Here is a 23,102-nt window from a genome sequence, read left to right as displayed (position 1 = left end):
AGCGCAAAGCTGCATGCCGCGGCGGACAAAGCGAATGCACTGGGGCAGCCTTCGCGTCAGACCTCATGTCGCCTCCGCGAGATGCCGAAGGTTGTCGCTGATCCGAGCTCTTACCTCCGAGACTGGTTGATCCCACACTTCCGCCAACGATATGATTGCCTGCTCCGCATCCCACGGCAACGCCGCGCGTCCGTCGAGCTGCGCGAACGGACCGTCTGTCTCCGTGAGGACGCGATCTCGTGGCATTCTGGCCGCCAACGCTCGCCCCTTGTCACCAGCAAGCATGGCGGGGCCGATACTGAACCAGCAGCCGAGGTCTACGGCCTGCTTCAGCTCCCGTGGTGTTCCGGAGAACCAATGCAGGATCGGAAGACCGGCGCCAGGATGCGCCGCGAGCGTGTCCAGGACTGCGCGCGCGGCTCGGCGGCTGTGAACTGTGAGAACCCGTCCTCCGGCCTTCTCACAAAGCTCCAGGATGCGTGTGAACGCCGAGACTTGATCATGCCAATGGCGCTTGTATTCGGGGCCGCCATCGAGACCCGTCTCCCCGACATAGCGAACTTCTGGAAGCAGCCGCTCAAACAACGGCAATTCGGCTTTGCGCTCATGGACAATCTGCGGGTGGAGACCAAGCGCCGTTCGAATCCGCGGCGCATCGTGTGCCAGCGCCGCGGTGCCGGCCCATGCCGACGGAGTCGTGGTCACAGACAAGACGTAGACGCCGCGCGCCACGCACTCCCGTACGACCGCGTGAGGATCCGGGTAGAGATCAAGATGGCAGTGAAAATCGATCATGTGACGGCGCATGCCTGGTGCAAACATGCCAGTTCAGCCAAGCCGCGCTCCACCATTGCCCGAAGCGCTGCACGATCTGAAATCATAGGCGAACCGAGCGAATTCCCCAGCCAAGCATCGAGGCCATCGGCGGCGGCGGCCGCGAGCGCCATGGCAACGGACCGCACATCATCGAAACCGGCGTGATCGTCGTCGTTTTTCCCGAGCGCCTCATAGACGTAGCCGGTCGTGTCCGGTACGCCGCCCCAGACCATGAAAGCGGCTCGCCGGACTTGGCAGGGTACACACCGACCACATTGATGATAGTTGAAGCGCTGGAATCTGCCGCAGCTCGTCGAACGAACTGCTTCGGCCTTGAGCAGATCCTGATCTGCGCAGCCCCGGAGCATCTCCCCTTTTGTCTTTGCGGCGTAAGGATTTTCGATACGGATGCGTAGGTCTGCCGCATCAAGGATATGCTGCAAACGGGTCAGGTATTCCGGATGTGCTGTCCGAGTGCTCAAGCTCCCGAGACGCCCGCCCGTCAGCGGCGGGTTGATAGCAATAAAGCCATTTTCGCACACATAGAGCGGCACTGAGTGTCCTTGATGGTGCCGCTGCAAGCTGGTCGCCGCTGCCACACCGAATGCGATGAAAACCAGTGACCGAGCCCGTTGCGATGATTCCTGGATACCTGGTGAATGAGCATTGTGATTGAGCTGAAGATGATTGAGTCCGCCGCCAATGCGGCTCGCGAAATCAACCTGCTTGTCGGCGTCGCCGCGGACGGTCTGGCTCACCACGAACGGCTTTCGGCCGGCAGCAACCAAATCGATTGCGCCAATGAGGCTATCGAGCCCGCCGGATAGGAGCGCAACACAGTCTTCGGCGGGATAGACAGGATTGCGCGGCGGCGCTGGCAGCAGCCCGCTCTCCTGAAACCGCAGCATCCAGCGGTCGGTGGTCAAGAAGCCAAGTGCTTCCGAAAGTGCCGTCGCTTGGCTGGTCCAGAAAGCGGGGTCCGCAACCGCGATGTCGATCTCGAATTCTCGTGTCCAGCCGTCTGGGCTATGGTCCCGCAAACCCGCAAAATCCGCGGTCACCACTGAGAGTGCGATCGACAGCAGGTCCCAAGCTCTGGCAGCCGGCACGAGGTGGCGCCGCTGGATTTCTGATTTCACCGCGTCGCCGGCGCTCCCACGCTCCGCCGATCCTGCCTGGCCGTATAGAACGACACGCAAGGCATCGTCCGCCTGCGAAAATGCACCCATGTCCGGGCCGCAGACGAGTCTCATTCCGCGTATCCTTCGAACACGTCGAAGGTGTCTTTAAGCGCATCCCGCACGACCTGGCCGATCCGCCCTGCGGTCAACGTGCGGCCTGCCTCACGCAACTTGCGAAACGATGCCGCCACGGTTTGTTTGACGTAGTCACGCACCTGCTTCAATCGTGCGAGGGCCGCCGCCGCGCTCGGGGCTTTTTCGACAATCGCCTTTCCCACATCCAGCTCGAACCGGCGAAACACATCGATGGCCGTGAACCGCTCGATGGCGAATCCACGCTGGTCGAGATCGAGGTTTAAGAGGTCGGCTTCAGGGAAGCGTGTCAGCAACTCGGACAAGGCATCGCGGATCGCGGCCCGCTCAGCTTCCGCGTCTTGCGTTCCGTCCACCGGGCGGACCGCCTCGACAACCGCATCCATGACCTCGTTCACCGAGCGCCCCGCCAGCAACGCCGGATCGAGCGGGCTGCCGGGCGCCGCCGGTTGGCCTGATGCCACACCGGCCAACGCGCCGCCCAAAGCGCCCGCCGTCGCGGCTGTACTGCCGAACCGCTGCGTCGTGACGCTTGAGCCGCCGTATCCGGTCCGCACATAGTGACCGAGACTGCGGCGCATATCGCGCTCGTCACCGGTACGGGCAAAGTCACCGATGCTGCGGCGCGTGCCTGCGAACCGGGCGGGCGGCGCAATCGGAACGACGCGCGGGGCCGGCGGTGGCGTTGGCGCAGTGGGCGCACTTCCGTCTGCGTCGCCAGGCGCGCCCTCATCACCGTCCGCCGGAGGCGCTGCCGCAGGCGGATCGGCGGCAGGCGGATCCGGAGTCCAGGAGGGCACCATCGGGACGCCGCCACCGGGGCCCCCGCTAGACTGCGACGTTCCCATTCTCTCTCTGCCTCTTGATGGCGGCCTTCACCGGCCGGGACACCTGCCCACGGTCCCAGACGTCGAACACGCTCTGCGACCAGGGCTGGTCGCCGATCTTCGGAACGATGTTCGGCCGTATTTGTGCTGCCGGTCGCTCGCCCAGGAATGCCGCCAACCGTGCGCCTTGCGGAGGATCGGCTTCGGCGAGTACCAGACACGCTTCCAGGATCGGCGGGACACCCCACTCCTGCTCTTGACGAGCCTTGTCGAGAAGCCGGTCCATCATCACCGTCGTCTCGGCCCGCGGCACTCGCAGTAAGCGGGGCTTCAACGTCGCCGCCATGTCCGGATGCTGGAGCAAAGCGGCCAGAAGCTCCGCCGCTTCGGAAGAGAGCCGGTCCTCTGGTGTGATGAGTGGTGCGTGCTCTCGGCTGACATAGAGCGCGCCACGCAAGTCGGTATCGGCCAGCGCGGGCGGCAAGGTCAGCCATTCCTTCACAAAAGGCTCGTCCCACGGCGCCGGCGCTTCCAAATCCCGTCCCGCAACCGCACATTCTTCCCAATCGGCCAGAAACGTTGGCTTGCCGTTGTCGCTGGCGCTCACCTTGGCGATCAGCTCGGCATAAGCCTTGGGATTGCCCAGCCGTTCGAAGAGCAACAGCTTGGCGAGCACCGCCTCGTCGACACCGACCCCTTGGGCGTTCGAGATCGTCATCCGGATGGCGAGCGCGTTGAGAAACCGCTTAATGAGCCGGGGGTTGCCTGCGATCCCGGACGCGGTCGTCATCAGAGGCGCAAGGCGATCCGCCGTATCGAATTTGCCTATAAGCTCGGCAGGCAGCGGCGCGTGCAGCGATTGGACGAAGGCCCGGTCCACACGTTTACCCTGCCAGGTCTGGCGCAGTTGTGCGCAAACTCCGGCTCGGATCTTCTCCTGGGGTTCGACATCCAGCTCGCTGTTCTCTACGAACAGCAGCATCATATAGGCGCGGACCTCCTGAGTGCCGAGCGGCGGCACACGGATCGGCACCTGGATCAGCTTGTCGAAATAGTTGGTGACGAGGAGGTCGTCCGGCACGCCTTCGAAATGCCGGCGCACTGCATGCTTGATCATGTCGTTGTCGGCGGCGATCACGAAGGCCGTGTTCTTCAGGAAGAGGAACAGCCGAATCGCTTCCAATGTGGAGATCGTGGTCTCGGGCAGGCACCGGTCGAGATCGTCGATCAGCACCACCAAGGTCACACCCAGCTCATCCAAGGTCTCTTCGAACGTGTCGCGAAGCGCCTGGATTTCCTTGGGCGGCGAAGTCTCCTCCTTGGGCTTGAGGAGCCCGCCCGCAGCTTCTGCGACCTCGCCGGCTTTCCCTTTTGCCTCATCCAACAGCTTGCCATCGACGCCGCTGGTGAGCGCACGCTGGCCGAGGCCCCAGATTTCGCCGATCAGGCCCGTTGGCGGGAGCCCAAACGACATCGCGACGGCCGAGCCCGCGACCAATTTCGCCGCTCGCAGCCAGTTGACGCGCTTCAGGAGCGCCTTTGCCTTGTCGAGGCCCTTTTCGCGTGCCTTTGCTTCTGCCTCGAGCTTGGTCGCGATCACGTCCATCAGGGCGGCACGTGCATCGTCGTAGCCCTGATAGAGCCATGCGTTGAACTCGACGAAAACAAACTCGCGCTCTCCTTCTTGCCGGGGACGTTTGGCTAGAGACGCCTGGATCAACTTGATCATCGACGATTTGCCGATGCCCCAAGCGCCGGAAACGCCGATCGAGATCGGTCGGCCGCGCGCCTGCACAACGATTTCGGCGACCGTGTCCGACACGCCGGAAAAGTTCAGGAAGTCTCGTTCAGTCTCATTGTCGGGCCACATTGCGCTGGCGCCCTTATATATTGGTCGACATGATCGCCTCCCGGCCGCAGACAGCCGGTTGGAAAGGTCCCCTGCGGATGAAGCGAATAGCCCCCTTTGGCAACACGCCGAGGGCATGATACATTTCCTCGGATGAAAGCTCAAGTGACCCGAGGAACTGTATCAGCAGAGCCCCGCCCCCAGCGGGAACAGCTCGCTGCATTCCTACGTGAGCGCGGCATTGCCCGCCTGGCTGAAATCCGCCGTGCCGGCATCACAGCGGCCACCGTCTCCCGGCTGGAGCGAGAGGGCTTCGTCACCAGACTTGGCCGCGGACTCTATCAGCTCGCGGACGCCGCCCCCGAAGGAAATCACAGCCTCGCCGAGGCCGCCAAGCGCGTGCCCAAGGGCGTCGTCTGCCTCGTCTCGGCCCTCGCTTTCCACGGTATCACCGACCAGATGCCGCGACGGGTTTGGATCGCCATCGGTCCGAAGGACTGGAAGCCCCAGATCGACTATCCGCCGCTGCGCATTGTCCGCTTCGCCGACAAGTTTCTCCGCGACGGCGTGGAGACGCATGACGTCGAAGGTGTCTCGGTCCCGATTTTCGGCGTGGCGAAGACGATCGCCGACGCTTTCCGCCACCGCCGTTCCGTTGGGATCGACGTCGCCGTTCCCGCGCTGAAGGAGGCGCTGCGCCAGCGCAAAGCCACTCCATCTGAAATCTCAGCATGCGCGATGCGCAGCGGCGTCTGGAACACGCTTCGCCCCTACCTCGAAGCGTTCACCGCAGATGGCTAAGCCGCCAACGGACATCGCTGCATCCGTGCGGGCGCGCCTGCTCAATCTCGCGCGGCAGACCAATCAGCCGTTCGACGTCCTGCTGACGCGCTTCGTTCACGAGCGCCTGCTCTATCGGCTCAGCCGCTCGCCGCATGCGGACCGCTTTGTCCTGAAGGGCGCTATGCTGCTTACCACCTGGCTGCCGGAGACAGCCCGCGGCACGCGCGATCTCGATCTGTTGGGATTTGGCGATGCCAGCGAGCAGCGCATTCTCGGCATTTTTCGCGAAGTGCTGGCGATCGCCGAAGACGATGGCGTCGCTTTTGACATCGACGCGCTGCAGGTCGGGCTCATCCGCGAGGAGTTGGAGTATGGCGGCATCCGTCTGCGCGGCGCGGCGTCGCTCTCCGGCGCGCGCATTGCAGTTGTCGTCGATATCGGCTTCGGCGATTCCGTGGAGCCAGGCCTTGAGACGATCAACTATCCCGTGCTGCTCGACCTCCCGGCGCCGAGGCTGCGCGCTTACGCCCCCGAGACGGTCATCGCCGAGAAATTCCAGGCCATGGTCGCGCTCGGCCGCGCCAACAGCCGGATGAAAGACTTCTATGACATCTGGATCCTGACCAAGACATTTGCCTTCGCGCCGGACCGGCTGGCGCGGGCCGTTGCGGCGACATTCGCGCGCCGGCAGACCGCGCTTCCGACTGATCGGCCAGACGCGCTCACAGCGGATTTTGCGGAAGATCCGCTGAAGCAGCGGCAATGGGCAGCCTTCATTGCCGATATCGACCACGCTCCGCGACAGCTTGCCGTGGTCGTAGACGATCTCGCGCCTTTTCTCATGGACGCCGCGGCGATCGCCAGCCGTCAGGCCCTGCCATGACGGCCCCTGCCCCGAGAACGCTAAACGGACGAACGCATGTCATCGCTCGCCTGGATTGATTTCGACGAGGCCGAGCGCCAGCGCGCACAGCGCATCATGGCGCTCTTCCAGGAGCGCGAAAGCCGCGACGAGCTGGGCCTGGGCGCCATCCGCGATTCAATCGCAGATCACCTCTTTCCCGGAACGAGCACGATTCAGACCCGTCTGCGCTACATGCTCTTCATCCCCTGGGTGTTCCGCATGCTGGAAGGTCGCGATGTTCCGGAAAACCAGCTGCGAGCCGAGGCCCGCGCGCTCGAAATCCGGCTCGCCGACGCGCTGAAGCGTGGCGGGGAGACAAACGGGATCATCGGGCGCGACGCCGGTCCCCGTCTGCAGCGCCTGCCCAGTTCAGTGTACTGGGCAGGTCTCGGCGCCTGGGGCATCCGGCTCTTTCCCGGTTCAACCGACAGCCTGTTCGTCTCGCTGCGTGGGTTCAAGCGATGGCAGCGACCATCAGATGGCGAGGACACCGCAGCGAGTCCGGCAGCGCGAGCCATCTGGACTCGGAGCTTGCCGGCAGCGCCCAAGGATCTGCTCGACCAGACCGCCTTTGCCCTGACGATCGATGAGGCGCAGTTCATCATCGACCGCCTGATCGCCAGCCAGCCCGCGACGCTCCTGACGTTCTTGGCGCGCGAGGGTATCGATGCGGAGTGTGACTACATCTGGACGCATCCGCATTTCGCAGCGTTTCCGGCGCCGGCGCGCCGGCTCATCCGTCACGGCGAAATCTTCTCCGAAGTCATGCACGGTGCCACGCTCCTCTACAATCTCGCCCTCAGCGAATTACGCGGGCGGGACGATTGGGCCGCGGACTACCGCAAGCGTATCGCGAGCTGGACGGCCGAGCTTGATCGGCCGGCCCTGAGCGGCTGGTCGCTCGATGATTTCTGGAACGCTGTCGAGCATCCTGCCCATAGCATCCGGCCTGCAGCCAAACGCTTCGTCATGCAGTGGCTCGAGCTTGTCGCCGATGGCGCAGGACAGATCGCTTCGGCTCCCGCGGGGCGGCAGCTCGTGGAAGAGCGGGAGCGGCGCCTGAAAACCACTCAATCACGCTTCACCAATCATGCCGTGCGCGATCGTTGGTCGGGGGCCTCGGGCGTCGCCCGCCTCGGCTTCCGCTGGAGCCAGGCGAAATCACATCTCAGAGACCTGGCCCATGCTGAATAGGCGCAGTCTCGATCCCGAACAGCGAACGCTCTATGGCGCCAATCTTCAGCCACCAGCCGGCTATGTCTTCGACGCGGCGATCGCCACGACTTTCTCTCTCGACTTCGAAACGGCGCTCGCCGTGCCGGTCAGCCTCGCGCTGTTCGCCGCGGAGAACCGCGACGACATTCTGACCCATCCGTTGGCATTGCTCGAAGGCGCCGAGCGGATCGCCGGCCGCCTGCTCGTCTTCACCGACGCTGGACACATCCAGGCGCATGCGCGCCCGCACTCCCGCCTCTGCTCTCTGCTCGAACGGATCATCGTGGAGGTCGCGGCGCCCAACAACGGGGCCTTTCATCCCAAGATGTGGGCGCTGCGCTTCAAGCCTGTACGCGCCGATGAACCCGTCCGCCTGCGCCTGCTCGTGCTGTCACGCAATCTCACACGCGATCGCTCTTGGGACATCGCCTTGACGCTCGATGGGGTGGTCGCTAAGCGCCCGCAGGCTCTCAATCGGCCCCTGGTCGAATTCATGCGCCGCCTCCCCGATCTGGCGACGGCAGGCTTGCCGGATGGCGCCCGCGCGCTCGCAGAAGAGTTTGCCGAAGACGTACGACGCACCGATTGGAGCCTGCCCGATCCCTTCGAGGACATTTCGTTCGCGGTGAACGGCTTGGGCGGCAAGCCATGGCGCCCAGACCCCTGCGTTCGGCTCGGCGTGATCTCGCCCTTCTGCGACGACAAAGCGCTCTCCATGCTCGCGGATTTGGCTGGCGCCAACCGGCCTATCCTCATTGGCCGCTCGGACGAGCTCGCCCTCATGCCCGCCACGACACTCGACCGGTTCAGCCGCGTGGCCGTCCTGGACGAGATGGCGGCCACGGAAGACGGCGAGGAAATGGAGCCAACGGCCCTGCAAGGTCTGCATGCCAAGGCGTACATCGCGGAGCGAGGGTGGGACACGGCAATCACAGTCGGTTCTGGCAACGCCACGCAACCCGCCTTCCTGTCAGGCAGCAACGTAGAGATCTTTGCTACCTTGACCGGCAAGCGTTCGCGTGTCGGCAGCGTCGAAGAGATCTTGGGCGAGAAAGGATTCGGCCGGCTCACCCGCCCGTTCGTGCTCGATGAGCTCGCAGCCATAGATGTGGCTCGGCGCGCCGCAGAAGCGCGGCTCGATGCCGCGCGGCGTGAACTTTGTCGATGCGGCTTGAAACTTCGCTGCGAGCGTGAGCTATCGGTGGACGGTGGCCAGACGCTCTGGCGCATGTGGCTCACACCGCCTGCAGCACTCTCTCTGACGGGCGTCAGGGCTTTGCGCATCTGGCCCATCACGCGCGGCGAAGGTCACGCTCATGACGCGCTCGAAGGATTGCGGCTCGGTCAGCCGGTCGATCTTGGCGCGATGCCGCTTCTCGATCTGATACGGTTTCTCGCCTGTCATGTGAGCGATCAGGATAGCGACCTCTCTCTCCTTTTCAGCACCGGACTCCTCCTTGAGGGTCTGCCGTCGGAACGGCACGCCGCCATCCTGCGCTGGGTCATCGATAGCAAGGACGCCTTCTTCCGGTATCTCCGGCTTCTGCTCTCCGAGCTCGGCGATCCGTTCGCTGCCGCCCTCGCCGCGCAGAACGGCTCCGGCACTGGCGCATGGCGGATGGGTGATGACGATGCCCCGCTTCTCGAAGAGATGGTGCGCGCCTTTTGTCGGGGTGGCGACCAGCTGCGTGCGATCGAACGGCTGATCACCCGGTTGGAGGCTACCGAGGCCGGTGAGACAGATCCCGTTCCCCCTGAATTTCGGGCCTTGTGGGAGACGTTCCGGATTTCCCTCGAAGCATGGGAGTCCGCTCGTGGCGGGTGAACGCTTCCGCGCCGCGCCGGCCCTGGCGCCGCTGAAAGTCTTTCAGCGCCGCACCGTCGACTACGTTTTCGAGCGGCTCTATGGCTCGGATGATCCCGTGCGGCAGTTCCTCGTCGCCGACGAGGTCGGGCTCGGCAAGACGATGGTCGCCCGCGGCGTCATCGCCCGAATGATAGAGCGCCTGTGGGATACGACGGCACGGATCGATATCCTCTATATCTGCTCCAACCAGGCGATCGCCGCCCAGAATCTCAACCGGCTGAATGTCCTCGGCCGCCGCGAATTGGCGTTGCCGACCCGAATGACGCTCATCCCGCTACAGCTGCGCGACCAGGAAGGACTCGACGCCAACAAGGTCAACTTCATCAGCCTAACGCCAGGCACGACTTTCGATCTCCGTTCAGCCACCGGCGTCACGCAGGAACGAGCGTTATTGGAGCACCTGTTGCACGATCTCGTCTCGCACCCTCGCGGGCTTCACAACCTGTTGCAGGTCACCGCCGGCGCTGACGGCTGGAATCGCGCCGTCGACAGCCTCGATCTGAAAGGCGTCGACACCCGCATCATCGAGCGCTTTCGCCGTGAGGTACAGACTGACGACGAACTGTTTCAGGAGCTGGAGCGGGTCTGCGAGATGTTCCCGCGGCGTCGGGAGGTCTATCCCGCGGACATGACGCAGCCGCGCAACAGCCTCGTTGCGAGGCTTCGTGCAAAACTCTCGCATGCTTGCGTCGATGCGCTTCAGCCCGACCTGATCATCATGGATGAGTTCCAGCGCTTCCGAGATCTCCTGCACGGCGACAGCGATGCCGCGATTCTAGCCCGGGAGCTGTTCGACTACACCGGCAGCGACGGCCATGCCGCGCGAACGCTGCTCCTGTCCGCCACGCCCTACCGCATGCTGACCCTCAACGGCGACGAAGCCGACGAAGGCGATCACTATGAAGATTTCCTCGAGACCTTAAGCTTCCTATATGGCCGCGACAGGGGACCGCAAGTCGCTGCTACTTTGGCGAACGAGATGCGCGCCTTCCGGGGATTCCTGCACGGCTTGCCCGCGTCGCACGCGGCCGCGGTCGCGGCCCGACAGACGATTGAGCAACGCTTGCGCCGGGTGATGGCGCGCACGGAGCGCGTCGCCAGCACCACGGAACGCGACTCCATGATGGGTGAGCCTTCCATCACCGTTTCCGTGGCGCCGGCCGACCTCGCGCAAGCCGCCGCTGTTGCCAATGTAGCACGCGCCCTCGATGCGCCGGAAATCGTCGAGTATTGGAAGTCGGCGCCCTATCTTCTCAACTTCATGCGCCATTACAGCCTGAAGCGCCTCCTTGAGGCGCAGATGGACGCTCCCTCCGCCGCAATCCGCGATGCCCTGCTCGCCGCCCAGCCCGCAATGCTCGATCGCGCGGCGCTGGACTCCTATGCCGCGTTGGACCCGGCCAACGGGCGGATGCGGGCGATCATGGATGACATATTCGGCGCCAGCCTCGAACAGAGTCTCTGGATTCCCGCGGCGATGCCCTACTACGGAGCGCAGAGGTCGGAACCGCCCCCAACCAAAGCGCTCATCTTCTCTTCCTGGTCCATGGTGCCTGACGCCATCGCCGCCCTCTTGTCCTATGAGGCTGAGCGGCGCATGGGCGTCGGCGAGTCCGGGCGGCGCTACTTCGAGCAGCATCGCCTCCGTCCTTTGCAGTTTCGGCAAGACCAGGGCCGATTGGCGGGTCTTCGCGCACTCCTGCTGATTTACCCGTCCCCGACGCTAGCCGAAATCGCCGACCCGCTTTCTGTCTTCGCCGAGCACGAGCAAGTGCTGTCGCAGGCAGCGATGCGTGACGCTCTCGCCGAGCGCCTCCGGCCTGCCGTCGACACGTTGCGGCGCGCCGCCGGCAGCGAGGGCGGAGCCGATCTCGCCGAATGGGCCGCGCCTACGATGATCGACGCCCTCGCTGGTTCGCGTGCCAATACCTGGCTCTCGGCCCCCGAAGGCCTGAGAGCCTTGGCCAGTGAGGATGGCTTTCTCGACCACGTCGCTGAACTGTCCAGCACGGCCGAGAAACGCGCCTTCAGTACGGTGTCGGACGGTCTGTGTGATCTGCTTGTGGACATCGCGCTCGGCAGTCCGGCCGTATGCGCGCTGCGTGCCTTGCGCCGGATCGCTCCGCAGCTAGCATGGGATGATCCAGGATTGCTCAGCGCGGCTGCCAAAGTTGCCTGGGCCTTTCGCGCGCTCTTCAACCAGCACGATGCAGTCGCCCTGCTTCGGCGCGGCGCTGAGGACCGGTATTGGCACCGCGTTCTTACCTACAGCGCGGATAACAATCTTCAGGCCGTGCTCGATGAATACGCGCACTACCTCGTCGATGCCGAAGGCTTGAGCGCTTCGACGCCGGAAGAACGGGCTGCAGGTGTTGCACGCGCGATGGCGACTGCTTTGTCCATCCGGCCATCGCAAATTGATGTCGACGATCCACAGGTGAGCGGCGATGCCATCACGATTGGCAAGTTCCAGATGCGCGGCCGCTTTGCGATGCGCCTCGCGGACTACCGCGATGAAGAAGGCACCGTCGCACGGCTTGGTGGCGTGAGGGACGCCTTCAACTCCCCTTTCCGGCCTTTCGTCCTTGCCACCACCTCCATTGGTCAGGAAGGGCTCGACTTCCATCCTTATTGTTATCGCGTCTACCACTGGAATCTTCCCGGCAATCCGGTCGACCTCGAACAGCGCGAGGGGCGTGTTCATCGTTTCAAGGGACACGCGGTCCGCCTGAACCTCGCGAACCGCCAGTCTTCGGTTATCCAGGGTAGCGGTCGAGTTACGGATGATCCTTGGGCGCTCATGTTCGAACAAGCACGATCGGAAGCGGCCAGCGGCACGGACCTCATTCCCTATTGGATCTACGAGGGGTCCGTGCGGGTCGAACGCCGCGTCCCGATACTGCCATTCAGTCGCGAAGTAACACGTCTCGCGTGGCTCAAGCGGAGTCTCACTGTCTATCGCCTGGCCTTCGGCCAACCAAGGCAGGACGACCTGCTAGAGTACCTTCAGGCTCTGGTCGGCTCTGGCATGGGCGTCAGTGATCTGGCCGATCTACAAATCAGGCTTGAGCCAGTTGCTCTCGATTTCGCATCCTTATCAGCGTCAAACGCCGCCAAGTGATTTGACGCTATGCTCGGTGGAAGGCAGCTATCGCGCTCAATCGTCTAGCAGACTGCGCTTGGAACGACCGGCGACGACACGAAATTTGCATTAGTCAACGTTGTCGCAGTCCTACTACGACAATTCCGATCATCTTAAATAATGGAGGGGAAGGCCTTCCCCTGCGGCCGAGCCAAGGTCTCGGCCGACCCCTTCTGCGGGGAGCCCCCCGCAACGCCCCCTTTAGAGTGAGAGTGCGGATCGGGCTTTCCGTGACGGGTTGAGGGCTGGAGGAGAGGCCTCCGGCACCCGTCGCGGAGAACCGCGATGTCCAGACATGACCGCAACGCCCGCTCCGGCGCCGACCGGACGAGCCTTTACGACGACATTACCAACAAGATCATCGCCGAGCTCGAAGCCGGCCGCGTTCCCTGGGTGCAGCCGTGGGGCTCGGCGGCGGCGAAGGCGCCGCTGGCAATGCCAGCGAACGCGGCTACCGGCCGACAGTATTCGGGGATCAATGTGCTGATCCTCTGGGGCGCCGTCATCGAGCACGGTTTCCCCGTCCAGAGCTGGCTCACGTTCCGCCAGGCGCTGTCGCTCGGCGGTCATGTCCGCAAGGGCGAGCACGGTACGACCGTCGTCTATGCCGATCGGTTCATTCCCGACGACGAGAAGAAGCGGGCGCGGGAAACCGGCGACGAGGCGCAGGCGATACCATTCCTGAAGCGCTTCACGGTCTTCAACGTGGCGCAGTGCGAGGATCTCCCCGAGGGTCTCGCCGTCGCTCCGCCTGCACCCGAACCGGGGCTGATCGAGCCCACCGTCGAGGCGCTGATCAAAGCGACTGGCATCGATGTTCGGATCGGCGGGAACCGTGCCTTCTACATGCCGGCGCACGACTATGTGCAGGTGCCACCTCCACAGGCCTATTTCGAGACCATCAACTGGCACCGCACGGCCCTGCATGAACTTGGTCACGCGACGGGCCATGCGTCGCGGCTCGGCCGCGATTTCTCGGGGTCCTTCGGATCGAAGAAGTATGCGTTCGAGGAACTGGTCGCCGAGATGAACGCGGCGTTCTGCTGCGCCTCCCTCGGCATCGTCCCGACCGTTCGCCATACCGACTACATCGCCTCGTGGCTCGACGTGCTGCGCGAGGATAATCGCGCCATCGTTCGTGCTGCCTCTCACGCCAGCAAGGCTGCGGATTGGCTGCTCAACTTCCTGCCGGACACCGCCAGCAGTCCCGAGTGCGACGAGACCGACGTCGACAGGAGGGCGGCATGATCCTCCTGACCCCTGACCTGCGCGAGCGCTTGCTCGCCAATGGCCGCGAACGCGGCGCCGACCATGTGCCCGTCGTCAAATTCTTCAACCCCCTGGGCGAAGGCGTCTGGCTCGCGACCGAGCTCGACGATGATGGCGACACGCTCTTCGGCGTCGCCGACCTCGGCTGTCCCGAACTCGGCAGCTTCTCGCTCGAGGAACTCGCCTCGATCACCCTGCCGTTCGGTATGGGCATCGAGCGCGACATCCTCTTCACCGGCGATTTCCCGATCTCGGTCTGGGCGGAAGCCGCCCGCGAGGCTGGGAGCATCCGTGCCGCCGAACGCATTCTCTACCGCGCACGGCAGGCTCGCCGTGACGGCGTGTGACGCGCCTGATCCTCAAATCCGCAGAGCCGGAGATGCACGTTTGTGCGTTTCCGGCTCTGCGCTTCTCCGGGTCGCCGGAAGGTGGCGCCGTCCTCAGAGGAAGAGGGCGGCGCTTCGCTTCGTGACGGGTTTCAAGCCGAGAGAGAGGCTCTCGGCGCCCGTCGCGGAGTATCCCGACATGGCAAAGGCTGCTAAGAAGATAGTCTTCTCGCGCTCGCGCGACATTCCCTTCAACAAGCTCGTGCTCTCGGAGTCCAATGTCCGGCGAACCCGGCCGGAAGCCGAGCTCGACGAATTGGTCCACGACATCGGCCGGCGCGAGGACCTCGTCCAGGGCCTCAACGTCCGCGCCATTCTCGACGCGGATGGCAACGAGACCGGTATGTTCGAGGTGCCGGCGGGCGGGCGCCGCTATCGCGCCATCGAGCGCTTGGTGAAGGCCAAGCGCTTCCCGAAGGACGGCCTCGTCCCCTGCGTCGTGCGCAAGTCCGACACGAAGATCCTCGCCGAGGACGACTCCCTCGCCGAGAACCTTCTGCGCGCCGGCCTTCATCCACTCGACCAGTTCCGCGCATTCCAGGACATGCTCGACAAGGGCATGACCGAGGAAGAAATCGCCGCGGCGTATCTCACGACCGTGCAGGTTGTGAAGCAGCGGCTGCGCCTCAACGCCGTCTCGCCCGTGCTGCGCGATGCGTATGCAGAGGAGAGCATGACGCTCGACATGCTGATGGCCTTCACCGTCAACCCCGATCATGAGCGTCAGGAGCAGGTGTGGGAAGCCGTGCAGCATTCGTATAACCGGCAACCGTTCCATATCCGCCAGTTGCTGACTGAGACCACAATCACGGCCTCCGACAAGCGCGCGCGCTTTGTCGGCGTCGACGTATATGTCGCCGCCGGCGGCGCGGTGCTGCGCGACCTGTTCGAGGACGATAACGGTGGCTGGCTCCAGGACCCGTCGCTGCTGCACCGCCTGGTCGGCGACCGGCTCAAGACCGTGGCCGAGGAGATCGCCAGCGAAGGCTGGAAGTGGGTCAAGATCGACCTCGACCTTCCGTATGGCTACGATCACGGCTTGCGCCAGATCACCGGCTCTTTCGTCGATCTCACCGACGAGGAGCGGACCGAACGTGAAACGCTGCGCGCGGAATACGATCGGCTCGAGGCGGAGTATGACGGCGCCGACGAGCTGCCGGACGAGATCGATCAGCGGCTCGGCGAGATCGAGGAGGCTCTCGACGCCTTCGAGAAGCGCCCGATCGTCTACGATCCCGCCGAGATCGCTCGCGCTGGGATCTTCGTCAGCGTCGATCGCGACGGCGACATCCTGGTTGATCGTGGCTATGTGCGGCCCGAGGACGAGGCCCCTGTTGCCGTCGACGGCAGCGACGCCGAGGCCGATGGAGAGGACGGCGGGGTTGATGCTCCCGAAACACCGTCCGTTCAGCGCACTGTCATCACGATCGGCGGACAAGAACCAGAGGGAGACGATGACGAGGACGATGATGGCGTCAAACCGCTGCCCGAGCGCCTGGTCATCGAGCTCACCGCGCATCGCACGCTGGCGCTGCGTGAATCAGTCGCCAATCACCCGCATGTCGCCCTCACAGCACTCCTGCACAAGCTCGTGCTCGACGCCTTCAAGCGCAACGCACACGGCTCCGCCGTCGAGGCAGCCGTTCGCGAGGTTCACTTCCCCGTTCAGGCCACCGACCTGAAGGACAGCGCCTCCGCCAAGGCGATCGAGGCGCGCGTCGAGGCCTGGAAGGCGGACATGCCGCTCGAAGACGACGATCGCCTGTGGGACTGGATCGCAGGGCTCGACGATGCAAGCCGTCTCGCACTGCTCGCGCATTGCGTCAGCTACGGGATCAACGCTCTTTACGAGCGTCCGAATCCCTATAGCGGCAACGGCGTCTCCCAGCACGGGCTCGACCGGCGGATGCGCGAAGCCGAACGGCTCGCGCGTGCCACGGGCCTCGACATGGTGGAGGCTGGATGGCGCCCGAGTGTCGCGAATTATCTCGGCCGCGTCACGAAGAGCCGGATCGTTGAAGCCGTGCGAGAAGCGCTCGGTGAAGAGAAGGCGCAGCTCGTCGACCACCTCAAGAAGGCCGACATGGCCAAGGAGGCCGAGCGCCTGCTCGCGGATACCGGCTGGCTGCCGGAGCCGCTGCGTCCCGCCGATCCCGACGCAACGAGCGCGGCAGACGCGATCGAGACCGACGGCGACGATGCGCTGCCCGCATTCCTCGCCGACGATGAGGACGCGCAACCGGATGACGGCGAAGCCGACGCCGACGACCCGGCGATGATCGCCGCCGAGTGACGCGAACCATGGCGGGGGCGGCTTCGGTCGCCCCCGCCATTTCTCAACAAGGAGCATTCCGATGACCAAGCTCAGCTCGGCCACGCCGGGCCGCGTCTTCTTTCAGTATCTCTTGCCCGTCCATGTCGAGGTGGAGGACGGCCTCGTCTGCGCCGTGACGGTGATGGACGAAACGCCCGTCGAGAACCCGACCGTCGTGGAAGGGAATGCCGACTATCTCGAGGAGGCGGTCAAGGCCGCTGATGACGGCCAGCCCTGGCCGTCATGGCGATTCGGCTACTAGCCGCCTCCTCTCCATCCAACCCCAACGGCCCGGCCACCGCGCCGGGCTTCGCTTTTTCAGGAGCCTGTCATGCCCGCTTACACCGTCGAAACGACCTACCGCGTGCCGGTCTACCGGCAGCGCACCTATGACGCCGCCGCTCCCGCCGAGCCGCCGGCGAAACCTATGTCACCGGCGTCTGGCTCGGCGCCGACGCCGCCTATTCGGGTGAGACCATCCCGATCCCATCGCACTTCGATGAGACCATTCCGCGTAAGGCCGCGCATTTCGAGATGCTGTTCGATCTCCTCAAGATCGTCGTTGCGGACCAAACCGCCGAGCGACGGACAGACGCCTACTGGCTCGCGCGCGCGAATGCGGCGGTCGCGAAGGCCGAAGCAATCCTCGCCGGCGCTCGCGGTCCCGACGAGCCCATCACGTCGCCGCCGCGATGTCACGTCCTCGCACAGCTTCAGGAGGATCGCGTTCGCGGCCAGATTCTCCCGATCATCGAGACCGATCCCGACTTCGCGGGTCTCACGCCCAACGCTGTGTCGGATGACGACGTCCACACCGCTTGCCTATTCGTCGCAGCCAACATCGACTTGTCGGAGGAGATCGGCGCGGCCGAATTCCGAGCGGCGCTCGCCGCCCTGCAAGTAGCGAAGCAGGCGAAGGGACGCTGAGATGTACAGCACCTATCTCCGCCTCGACATCATCGTCTGGGCCAGCGACCGCGCGGTGATCCGCGCCGCGCGCAGAAAGCTCGCACGATCGGCGCAGCGTGATCCGGCGAAGCGGGAGGCGCGCAAGCGCTTTTACCGCGAGATGCTGGAGCATCACGCCAACGCGCAGCGGCTCATCGCCGAATTCCGGCTCTAGCGCTCCAGCCGCAATTCCATCTCAACCAGCCCAGCCGCCGCGCCGGGCTTTGTCGTTTCAGGAGCCCGACATGGCCGACTTCTTCACGCACTTCTCCTGTCTTCTCGATGTCGGCACGCCGGAAAACGCCGCGCGTGCGCTCGATCTCTACAATCGCACGATGGAGGAGAACGCCGCAGAGGACCCACCCTCCGAGGCGTTCTCCTCCATCCAGCCCGAACATGGCGGAACCCAGCTCTGGATTCGCGATGACACGACCGGCGATCCGCAGGCCGTCATCGACTTCGTACTCCGCTGCGCCGCGCAATTCGGCCTCTCCGGACGCTGGGGTTTCCAATGGGCGAACACCTGTTCGCGCCCGCGCGTGAACGCCTTCGGTGGCGGCGCGCATGTGCGCGACCTCGGCCGTCTCAAGACCGTCGCGTGGATCGCAACCAATCCCTGGCTCGACAACACGCTCTCGGCCGGGACGCAGCAAGCGAGGTGCGCGATGAGTGTCGCCAACACCACGCGCGATGAGCGCGTCGCGTGGCGCGCCGTGAAGGCGGCGGCGTGACGAGAGGAAGAGTCTGGCCGGGACGGGTTTGAGCCGGAGCGGTCCAGAGAGAGCGCCGGCCGGCTCGCCCGTCTTCGCTCTCCCAGAGGTTCATCGCCATGACCCCCTCCACCGCTATTGCGGCCGCGCCTGCGGTCGCGACGTCGCCGCTTGCGTCGCCTCCTGAAATCGCCCGCTGCATCCAGACTGCCGCGCAACTCCTTCTTCCTCACCTCGAACAGGGTCGTCAGGTCGACGCAGCGATCCTTCGCGCCGCAATGGAGCCAGCCTTCGGCGGCTCCGATACGACCGGCGCCTGGGACTGGAAGACGGCCTACGACGCCTGCGAGGCAGCGACCGTTCTGTTTCTCCGCAAATACGGAAAGGCGCTTTTGCGCAAGTCCGGCTCTCCGGCTCAGGCGCTGCCCATGCTGGAGAAGATCGTCGGGCTCCTGCCGACGCACACGCGCCGCTCAGCGGAAAGCGAGGCCTATCAGCAGTTCTCGACACCGGTCCCCCTCGGCCTCGCTGTCGCGACGGCGGCCGCGATCGCGCCGACCGACCGCGTGCTGGAGCCCTCGGCCGGCACCGGCCTGCTCGCCATTTTCGCTGAGATCGCGGGCGGATCGCTTGTGCTCAACGAACTCGCGGACACCCGCGCCAGCGTTCTCGCCATGCTGTTTCCGAACATCGGCGCGACCCGCCACGACGCCGCGCAGATTCACGATCACCTCGACGCCGCCATCGTGCCGAGCGTCGTCATCATGAATCCACCGTTCTCGGCGATGGCGCACGTGCAGGGACGCATGGCCGACGCCGCGTTCCGCCATATCGGCTCGGCACTGGCGCGGCTTGCTGACGGCGGCCGCCTGGTCGCGATCACGGGCGCCAATTTCGCGCCCGACGCGCCGGCTTGGCGCGACGCCTATGTCCGGCTCCAGGAGCGCGGCCGTGTCGTCTTCTCCGCCGCCATCGACGGACGGGTCTATGCCAAGCACGGCACGACCTTCCCGACGCGCATCACTGTCATCGACAAGCGGCCGGCCGCCGATCCCACCGTGTTCCCTACTGCGCCCGGCGTCGCCCCCGACGTCGCCACGCTGATGGCGTGGATCACGGAACACCTTCCCGCGCGATTGCCGGTCGATCCCGCTGTTGTTGCGCCCACAGCAGCCGCGATCCCGCGCACGGTTCGCGGCTACATCGCGCGCGCCGCACGCTCGGGCCCACATCAAGCGAGCGTGACCGAATCCGAGGGCGTCGACCTCGCCTATGAGACGATGGATTGGACACCAGCTCGGGGCGCGCGGCTTTCCGACGCCATCTATGAAGACTACGGCCTTCAGAGCATCCGGATTTCCGGCGCTCAGGATCACCCGACCCAACTCGTCCAGTCGGCGGCCATGGCCTCGGTCGCACCGCCGAAGCCGAGCTACCGCCCCCGGCTTCCCTCCAATATCGTTAGCCTGCTTTCGGGCGCGCAGCTCGAAACGCTTATCTACGCAGGCCAGGCGCATGCCGACCATCTCGCCGGCGCCTGGACCGTGGACGATACCCTCGACGTCGTGACCGCCGCACCCGAGAGCGCCGAAGGTGCGGCTCGCTTCCGGCGCGGTTTCATGATCGGCGACGGCACCGGCGTCGGTAAAGGCCGCGAGTCTGCTGGCATCATCCTGGACAACTGGATGCAAGGCCGCCGCAAGGCGGTGTGGATCTCCAAGTCCGACAAGCTGATCGAAGATGCGCAGCGCGACTGGTCAGCCCTCGGGATGGAGCGCCTGCTCATCACGCCGCTCTCTCGATTCGCGCAAGGCAAGCCGATCACGCTTCGGGAAGGCGTCCTATTCACCACCTATGCCACGCTACGCTCCGACGACCGTGGCGAACGCCTTTCCCGCGTGCGGCAGATCGTTGAATGGTTGGGCTCCGACTTCGACGGAGTGATCATTTTCGACGAAGCCCATGCCATGCAGAACGCGGTCGGCGCCAAAGGCGAACGCGGCGATCAGGAGGCCTCACAGCAGGGCCGCGCAGGACTGCGGCTTCAGCATGCGTTGCCGGATGCACGCATCGTCTACGTCTCCGCCACCGGCGCGACGACGGTGCACAACCTCGCCTATGCGCAACGGCTCGGCCTGTGGGGCGGCGAAGACTTTCCGTTCTCGACGCGAGCCGAGTTTGTGGAGGCGATCGAGGCTGGCGGTGTCGCCGCCATGGAAGTGCTCGCCCGCGATCTGCGCGCGCTCGGCCTCTACACATCGCGTTCGCTGAGCTTCGCCGGCGTCGAATACGAACTCGTCGAGCACGAGCTGACGCCCGAGCAAACCCGCATCTACGACGCTTACGCGGACGCCTTCGCGATAATTCACAACAACCTCGATGCCGCCATGCAGGCCGCCAACATCACCGGCGGAAGCGAAGGCGGATCGGGCACGCTGAACCGGCAGGCAAAGTCCGCCGCGCGCAGCGCGTTCGAGTCGGCCAAGCAGCGCTTCTTCGGGCACCTCCTCACCAGCATGAAGACGCCGACCTTGATCCGCTCGATCGAACGCGATCTCGAAGACGGCCATGCCTCCGTGATCCAGATCGTCTCGACGGGTGAGGCCCTGATGGAGCGCCGCCTCGCCGAGCTGCCAACCGAGGAATGGAACGACGTTCGCGTCGATATCACGCCGCGCGAGTACGTCCTCGACTACCTTGCCCATTCCTTCCCGGTGCAGCTCTACGAGCCGTTCACCGACAGCGAGGGCAAGCTGTCATCGCGTCCGGTCTATCGCGACGGCCAGCCGGTCGAGAGCCGGGACGCCGTGCAGCGACGGGATGCGCTGATCGCCAAGCTCGCGAGTCTGCCCCCTGTTCCGGGCGCGCTCGACCAGCTCGTACAGCACTTCGGCACCGACATGGTCGCCGAGGTGACCGGCCGCTCGCGCCGCATAGTCCGCAAGTCGAGCGTCAGTGCCAAGAGCGACCGTCTCGTCGTCGAGACTCGCGCGGCCTCCGCCAACCTTGCCGAGGCGCAGGCGTTCATGGACGACGACAAGCGCATCCTCGTGTTCAGCGATGCGGGTGGCACCGGCCGTAGCTATCATGCAGAGCTTACCGCGAGGAACACGCGCCTGCGCGTGCATTATCTCCTCGAGCCAGGGTGGAAGGCGGATACGGCGATCCAGGGGCTTGGTCGCACGCATCGGACCAACCAGCAGCAGCCTCCGCTGTTCAGGCCGGTCGCAACGAACGTCAAGGCCGAGAAGCGCTTCCTCAGCACGATCGCACGCCGGCTCGATACGCTTGGTGCGATCACGCGCGGCCAGCGCCAGACCGGCGGCCAGGGCCTGTTCCGGCCCGAGGACAATCTGGAATCCCACTACGCGCGGGACGCCTTGCGCCAGCTCTACATGCTGCTCGTTCGCGGCAAGATCGAGGGCTGCTCGCTTCAGCGGTTCGAGGCGGCGACAGGCCTGAAGCTCATGGACGCGAACGGCATCAAGGACGATCTGCCGCCGATCACCACATTCCTCAACCGCATGCTCGCGCTGACGATCGAGCTGCAAGGCATCCTGTTCACCGCCTTCGAGCAACTCTTGAACGCGCGCATCGAGGGCGCCGTCGCTGCCGGCACCTATGACATGGGACTGGAGACGCTTCGCGCCGAGAGCTTCGTCGTCACCAATCGCGAGACGATCTACACACATCCCGGCACGGGCGCCGAGACGCGCTTGTTCACCATCACGCAGCGCCAGCGTAATCGGCCGGTCACGCTTGACGAAGCATTGAGCCGGCTGCGCGAGCGCGGATCGCGGCTTCTCGTCAACGAGCGCTCCGGGCGCGCTGCCGTGCAGGTCCACGCACCGTCCGTCATGCTCGACGATGGCGAGGTCGAATATCGCGTGCGTCTGATCCGGCCGATGGAAGCGCCGAACGTGCCCGTTCGGATGATGGCGGAGAGCCATTGGGATGAGGCGGACGAGGCGACTTTCGCCACAGCTTGGACCGCGGAACTGAACGAGGTGCCGCCGTTCGCAGACTCGACCATCCACATGGTCGCGGGCTTGCTGCTTCCAATCTGGAAGCGGCTGCCGAACGAGTCGACGCGCGTCTATCGCCTGCAAACCGATGACGGCGAGCGCATCATCGGCCGCAGGGTCTCGCCGGCTTGGGCGGCCACGGCCACCGCGACTGGCCTGCCGTCGCTGACGCCGGATGACGCTTTCGCCACGCTCATCGACGGCAAGACCGTCATCGACCTCGCCGAGGGGCTTCAGCTTCGTCGCGTCCGGGTGATGGGCGGTCATCGCATCGAGCTGTCGGGCTTCACCGACACCATGCGCGAGCGGCTCACCGCCTACGGCCTCTTCCACGAGATCATCTCGTGGAAGCTGCGCCTGTTCGTGCCCACCGACGCCAGCGGTCCCGCGATCCTCGCCAGGGTGATGGATCGCTATCCGGTCGAGCGCGTCGGCGAGCGGGAGGCAGTGTAATGTCCCGGCTCGACGCTTCCGAACTGGCACGCCGGCTCGCGCGCAATGCCGAGGCGCTGTGCCGCCACTACCTGTCCAACGGCCACCGCGAAGGCCGCTACTGGATGGTCGGCGACGTGCGCAACACGCCCGGCCGCTCGATGTTCGTGCGCCTCATCGGCCCGGAGAGCGGCAAGGGCGCGGCCGGCAAATGGACCGATTATGTTGCGGCGCTGGTTATGTTGCGGCCCCGCGCTGGACGGCCGTTTTGTGAGGGATCGGCAGCTTCTGCGCAACATAACCTCCGCCCGTCAGGGAGGGTCGCGTGATGCGCCGCGACG

At 64.9% G+C, this 23,102-nt stretch carries 16 protein-coding genes and 2 pseudogenes; 14 read left to right on the top strand and 4 right to left on the bottom strand.

The features are described from left to right. Positions 1–63 precede the first annotated feature (63 nt). From qatD to CCR97_RS15425, 4 genes are all read right to left on the bottom strand, one after another. A complete protein-coding gene (qatD, locus tag CCR97_RS15440; RefSeq protein ID WP_111355352.1) occupies positions 64–795 on the bottom strand; it encodes a Qat anti-phage system TatD family nuclease QatD in 732 nt (243 codons plus the stop codon). Continuing rightward, positions 792–2,069 (bottom strand): Qat anti-phage system QueC-like protein QatC, encoded by a 1,278-nt coding sequence (gene qatC / locus CCR97_RS15435; protein WP_111355353.1) that lies wholly within the window; start codon positions 2,067–2,069, stop codon positions 792–794. Before qatC ends, qatD begins: the two co-directional genes overlap by 4 nt. Then, a complete protein-coding gene (gene qatB, locus CCR97_RS15430) occupies positions 2,066–2,671 on the bottom strand; it encodes a Qat anti-phage system associated protein QatB (RefSeq protein ID WP_244670476.1) in 606 nt (201 codons plus the stop codon). Before qatB ends, qatC begins: the two co-directional genes overlap by 4 nt. Positions 2,672–2,918: 247 nt before the next feature. After that, positions 2,919–4,787 (bottom strand): KAP family P-loop NTPase fold protein, encoded by a 1,869-nt coding sequence (locus CCR97_RS15425; protein WP_111355355.1) that lies wholly within the window; start codon positions 4,785–4,787, stop codon positions 2,919–2,921. Between the two features lie 132 nt (positions 4,788–4,919). On the opposite strand from CCR97_RS15425, the gene CCR97_RS15420 reads away from it, so the two are divergent. The 14 genes and pseudogenes from CCR97_RS15420 to CCR97_RS15355 form a co-directional block, all read left to right on the top strand. Continuing rightward, a complete protein-coding gene (locus tag CCR97_RS15420) occupies positions 4,920–5,567 on the top strand; it encodes a type IV toxin-antitoxin system AbiEi family antitoxin domain-containing protein (RefSeq protein WP_111355356.1) in 648 nt (215 codons plus the stop codon). After that, positions 5,560–6,432: a nucleotidyl transferase AbiEii/AbiGii toxin family protein gene (locus CCR97_RS15415; RefSeq protein WP_111355357.1), complete on the top strand. Its 873-nt coding sequence runs from the start codon at positions 5,560–5,562 to the stop codon at positions 6,430–6,432. Before CCR97_RS15420 ends, CCR97_RS15415 begins: the two co-directional genes overlap by 8 nt. A 36-nt stretch (positions 6,433–6,468) precedes the next feature. Next, positions 6,469–7,647 carry a DUF6361 family protein gene (locus tag CCR97_RS15410; protein ID WP_111355358.1) on the top strand — a complete coding sequence of 393 codons (1,179 nt, stop codon included), beginning with the start codon at positions 6,469–6,471 and terminating at the stop codon, positions 7,645–7,647. Continuing rightward, complete coding sequence (locus CCR97_RS15405; RefSeq protein ID WP_111355368.1) at positions 7,637–9,493, top strand: phospholipase D family protein; 1,857 nt, start codon at positions 7,637–7,639, stop codon at positions 9,491–9,493. The genes CCR97_RS15410 and CCR97_RS15405 overlap by 11 nt, the downstream gene beginning before the upstream one ends. Further along, positions 9,483–12,656 carry a helicase-related protein gene (locus CCR97_RS15400; RefSeq protein WP_111355359.1) on the top strand — a complete coding sequence of 1,058 codons (3,174 nt, stop codon included), beginning with the start codon at positions 9,483–9,485 and terminating at the stop codon, positions 12,654–12,656. The genes CCR97_RS15405 and CCR97_RS15400 overlap by 11 nt, the downstream gene beginning before the upstream one ends. Positions 12,657–12,962: 306 nt before the next feature. Further along, positions 12,963–13,925: an ArdC family protein gene (locus CCR97_RS15395; RefSeq protein ID WP_111355360.1), complete on the top strand. Its 963-nt coding sequence runs from the start codon at positions 12,963–12,965 to the stop codon at positions 13,923–13,925. After that, entirely contained in the window at positions 13,922–14,293 is a 372-nt protein-coding gene (locus tag CCR97_RS15390; protein ID WP_111355361.1) for a DUF2958 domain-containing protein, read from the top strand. Before CCR97_RS15395 ends, CCR97_RS15390 begins: the two co-directional genes overlap by 4 nt. A 178-nt stretch (positions 14,294–14,471) precedes the next feature. Then, positions 14,472–16,625, top strand: a complete 2,154-nt coding sequence (locus CCR97_RS15385) for a ParB N-terminal domain-containing protein (RefSeq protein WP_111355362.1) — start codon at positions 14,472–14,474, stop codon at positions 16,623–16,625. A gap of 61 nt (positions 16,626–16,686) precedes the next feature. Beyond that, positions 16,687–16,908: a hypothetical protein gene (locus tag CCR97_RS15380; protein ID WP_111355363.1), complete on the top strand. Its 222-nt coding sequence runs from the start codon at positions 16,687–16,689 to the stop codon at positions 16,906–16,908. A 272-nt stretch (positions 16,909–17,180) separates the two neighbouring features. Then, positions 17,181–17,573 carry a hypothetical protein gene (locus tag CCR97_RS15375; protein ID WP_244670475.1) on the top strand — a complete coding sequence of 131 codons (393 nt, stop codon included), beginning with the start codon at positions 17,181–17,183 and terminating at the stop codon, positions 17,571–17,573. A gap of 1 nt (position 17,574) precedes the next feature. Then, positions 17,575–17,769: a hypothetical protein gene (locus tag CCR97_RS15370; RefSeq protein WP_111355364.1), complete on the top strand. Its 195-nt coding sequence runs from the start codon at positions 17,575–17,577 to the stop codon at positions 17,767–17,769. 70 nt (positions 17,770–17,839) lie between these two features. Continuing rightward, a pseudogene (locus tag CCR97_RS15365) lies at positions 17,840–18,238 on the top strand (hypothetical protein); the annotation flags it as partial. A 185-nt stretch (positions 18,239–18,423) separates the two neighbouring features. Beyond that, positions 18,424–22,782, top strand: a complete 4,359-nt coding sequence (locus CCR97_RS15360) for a strawberry notch family protein (protein ID WP_111355365.1) — start codon at positions 18,424–18,426, stop codon at positions 22,780–22,782. Then, positions 22,782–22,982 (top strand): annotated as a pseudogene (locus CCR97_RS15355) (DNA primase); the annotation flags it as partial. The gene CCR97_RS15360 and the pseudogene CCR97_RS15355, both read left to right, overlap by 1 nt. Positions 22,983–23,102: the final 120 nt, after the last annotated feature.

The organism is Rhodoplanes elegans (genome assembly GCF_016653355.1).
GTDB lineage: Bacteria > Pseudomonadota > Alphaproteobacteria > Rhizobiales > Xanthobacteraceae > Rhodoplanes > Rhodoplanes elegans.
This window is presented reverse-complemented; position numbering and strand designations above follow the sequence as displayed.

Bases quoted from the DNA above. Each gene is read 5' to 3' on its own strand.
- qatD (WP_111355352.1), bottom strand. From the start codon at position 795: ATGATCGATTTTCACTGCCATCTTGATCTCTACCCGGATCCTCACGCG.
- qatC (WP_111355353.1), bottom strand. From the start codon at position 2,069: ATGAGACTCGTCTGCGGCCCGGACATGGGTGCATTTTCGCAGGCGGAC.
- qatB (WP_244670476.1), bottom strand. From the start codon at position 2,671: ATGCGCCGCAGTCTCGGTCACTATGTGCGGACCGGATACGGCGGCTCA.
- CCR97_RS15425 (WP_111355355.1), bottom strand. From the start codon at position 4,787: ATGTGGCCCGACAATGAGACTGAACGAGACTTCCTGAACTTTTCCGGC.
- CCR97_RS15420 (WP_111355356.1), top strand. From the start codon at position 4,920: ATGAAAGCTCAAGTGACCCGAGGAACTGTATCAGCAGAGCCCCGCCCC.
- CCR97_RS15415 (WP_111355357.1), top strand. From the start codon at position 5,560: ATGGCTAAGCCGCCAACGGACATCGCTGCATCCGTGCGGGCGCGCCTG.
- CCR97_RS15410 (WP_111355358.1), top strand. From the start codon at position 6,469: ATGTCATCGCTCGCCTGGATTGATTTCGACGAGGCCGAGCGCCAGCGC.
- CCR97_RS15405 (WP_111355368.1), top strand. From the start codon at position 7,637: ATGCTGAATAGGCGCAGTCTCGATCCCGAACAGCGAACGCTCTATGGC.
- CCR97_RS15395 (WP_111355360.1), top strand. From the start codon at position 12,963: ATGTCCAGACATGACCGCAACGCCCGCTCCGGCGCCGACCGGACGAGC.
- CCR97_RS15390 (WP_111355361.1), top strand. From the start codon at position 13,922: ATGATCCTCCTGACCCCTGACCTGCGCGAGCGCTTGCTCGCCAATGGC.
- CCR97_RS15385 (WP_111355362.1), top strand. From the start codon at position 14,472: ATGGCAAAGGCTGCTAAGAAGATAGTCTTCTCGCGCTCGCGCGACATT.
- CCR97_RS15380 (WP_111355363.1), top strand. From the start codon at position 16,687: ATGACCAAGCTCAGCTCGGCCACGCCGGGCCGCGTCTTCTTTCAGTAT.
- CCR97_RS15375 (WP_244670475.1), top strand. From the start codon at position 17,181: ATGCTGTTCGATCTCCTCAAGATCGTCGTTGCGGACCAAACCGCCGAG.
- CCR97_RS15370 (WP_111355364.1), top strand. From the start codon at position 17,575: ATGTACAGCACCTATCTCCGCCTCGACATCATCGTCTGGGCCAGCGAC.
- CCR97_RS15360 (WP_111355365.1), top strand. From the start codon at position 18,424: ATGACCCCCTCCACCGCTATTGCGGCCGCGCCTGCGGTCGCGACGTCG.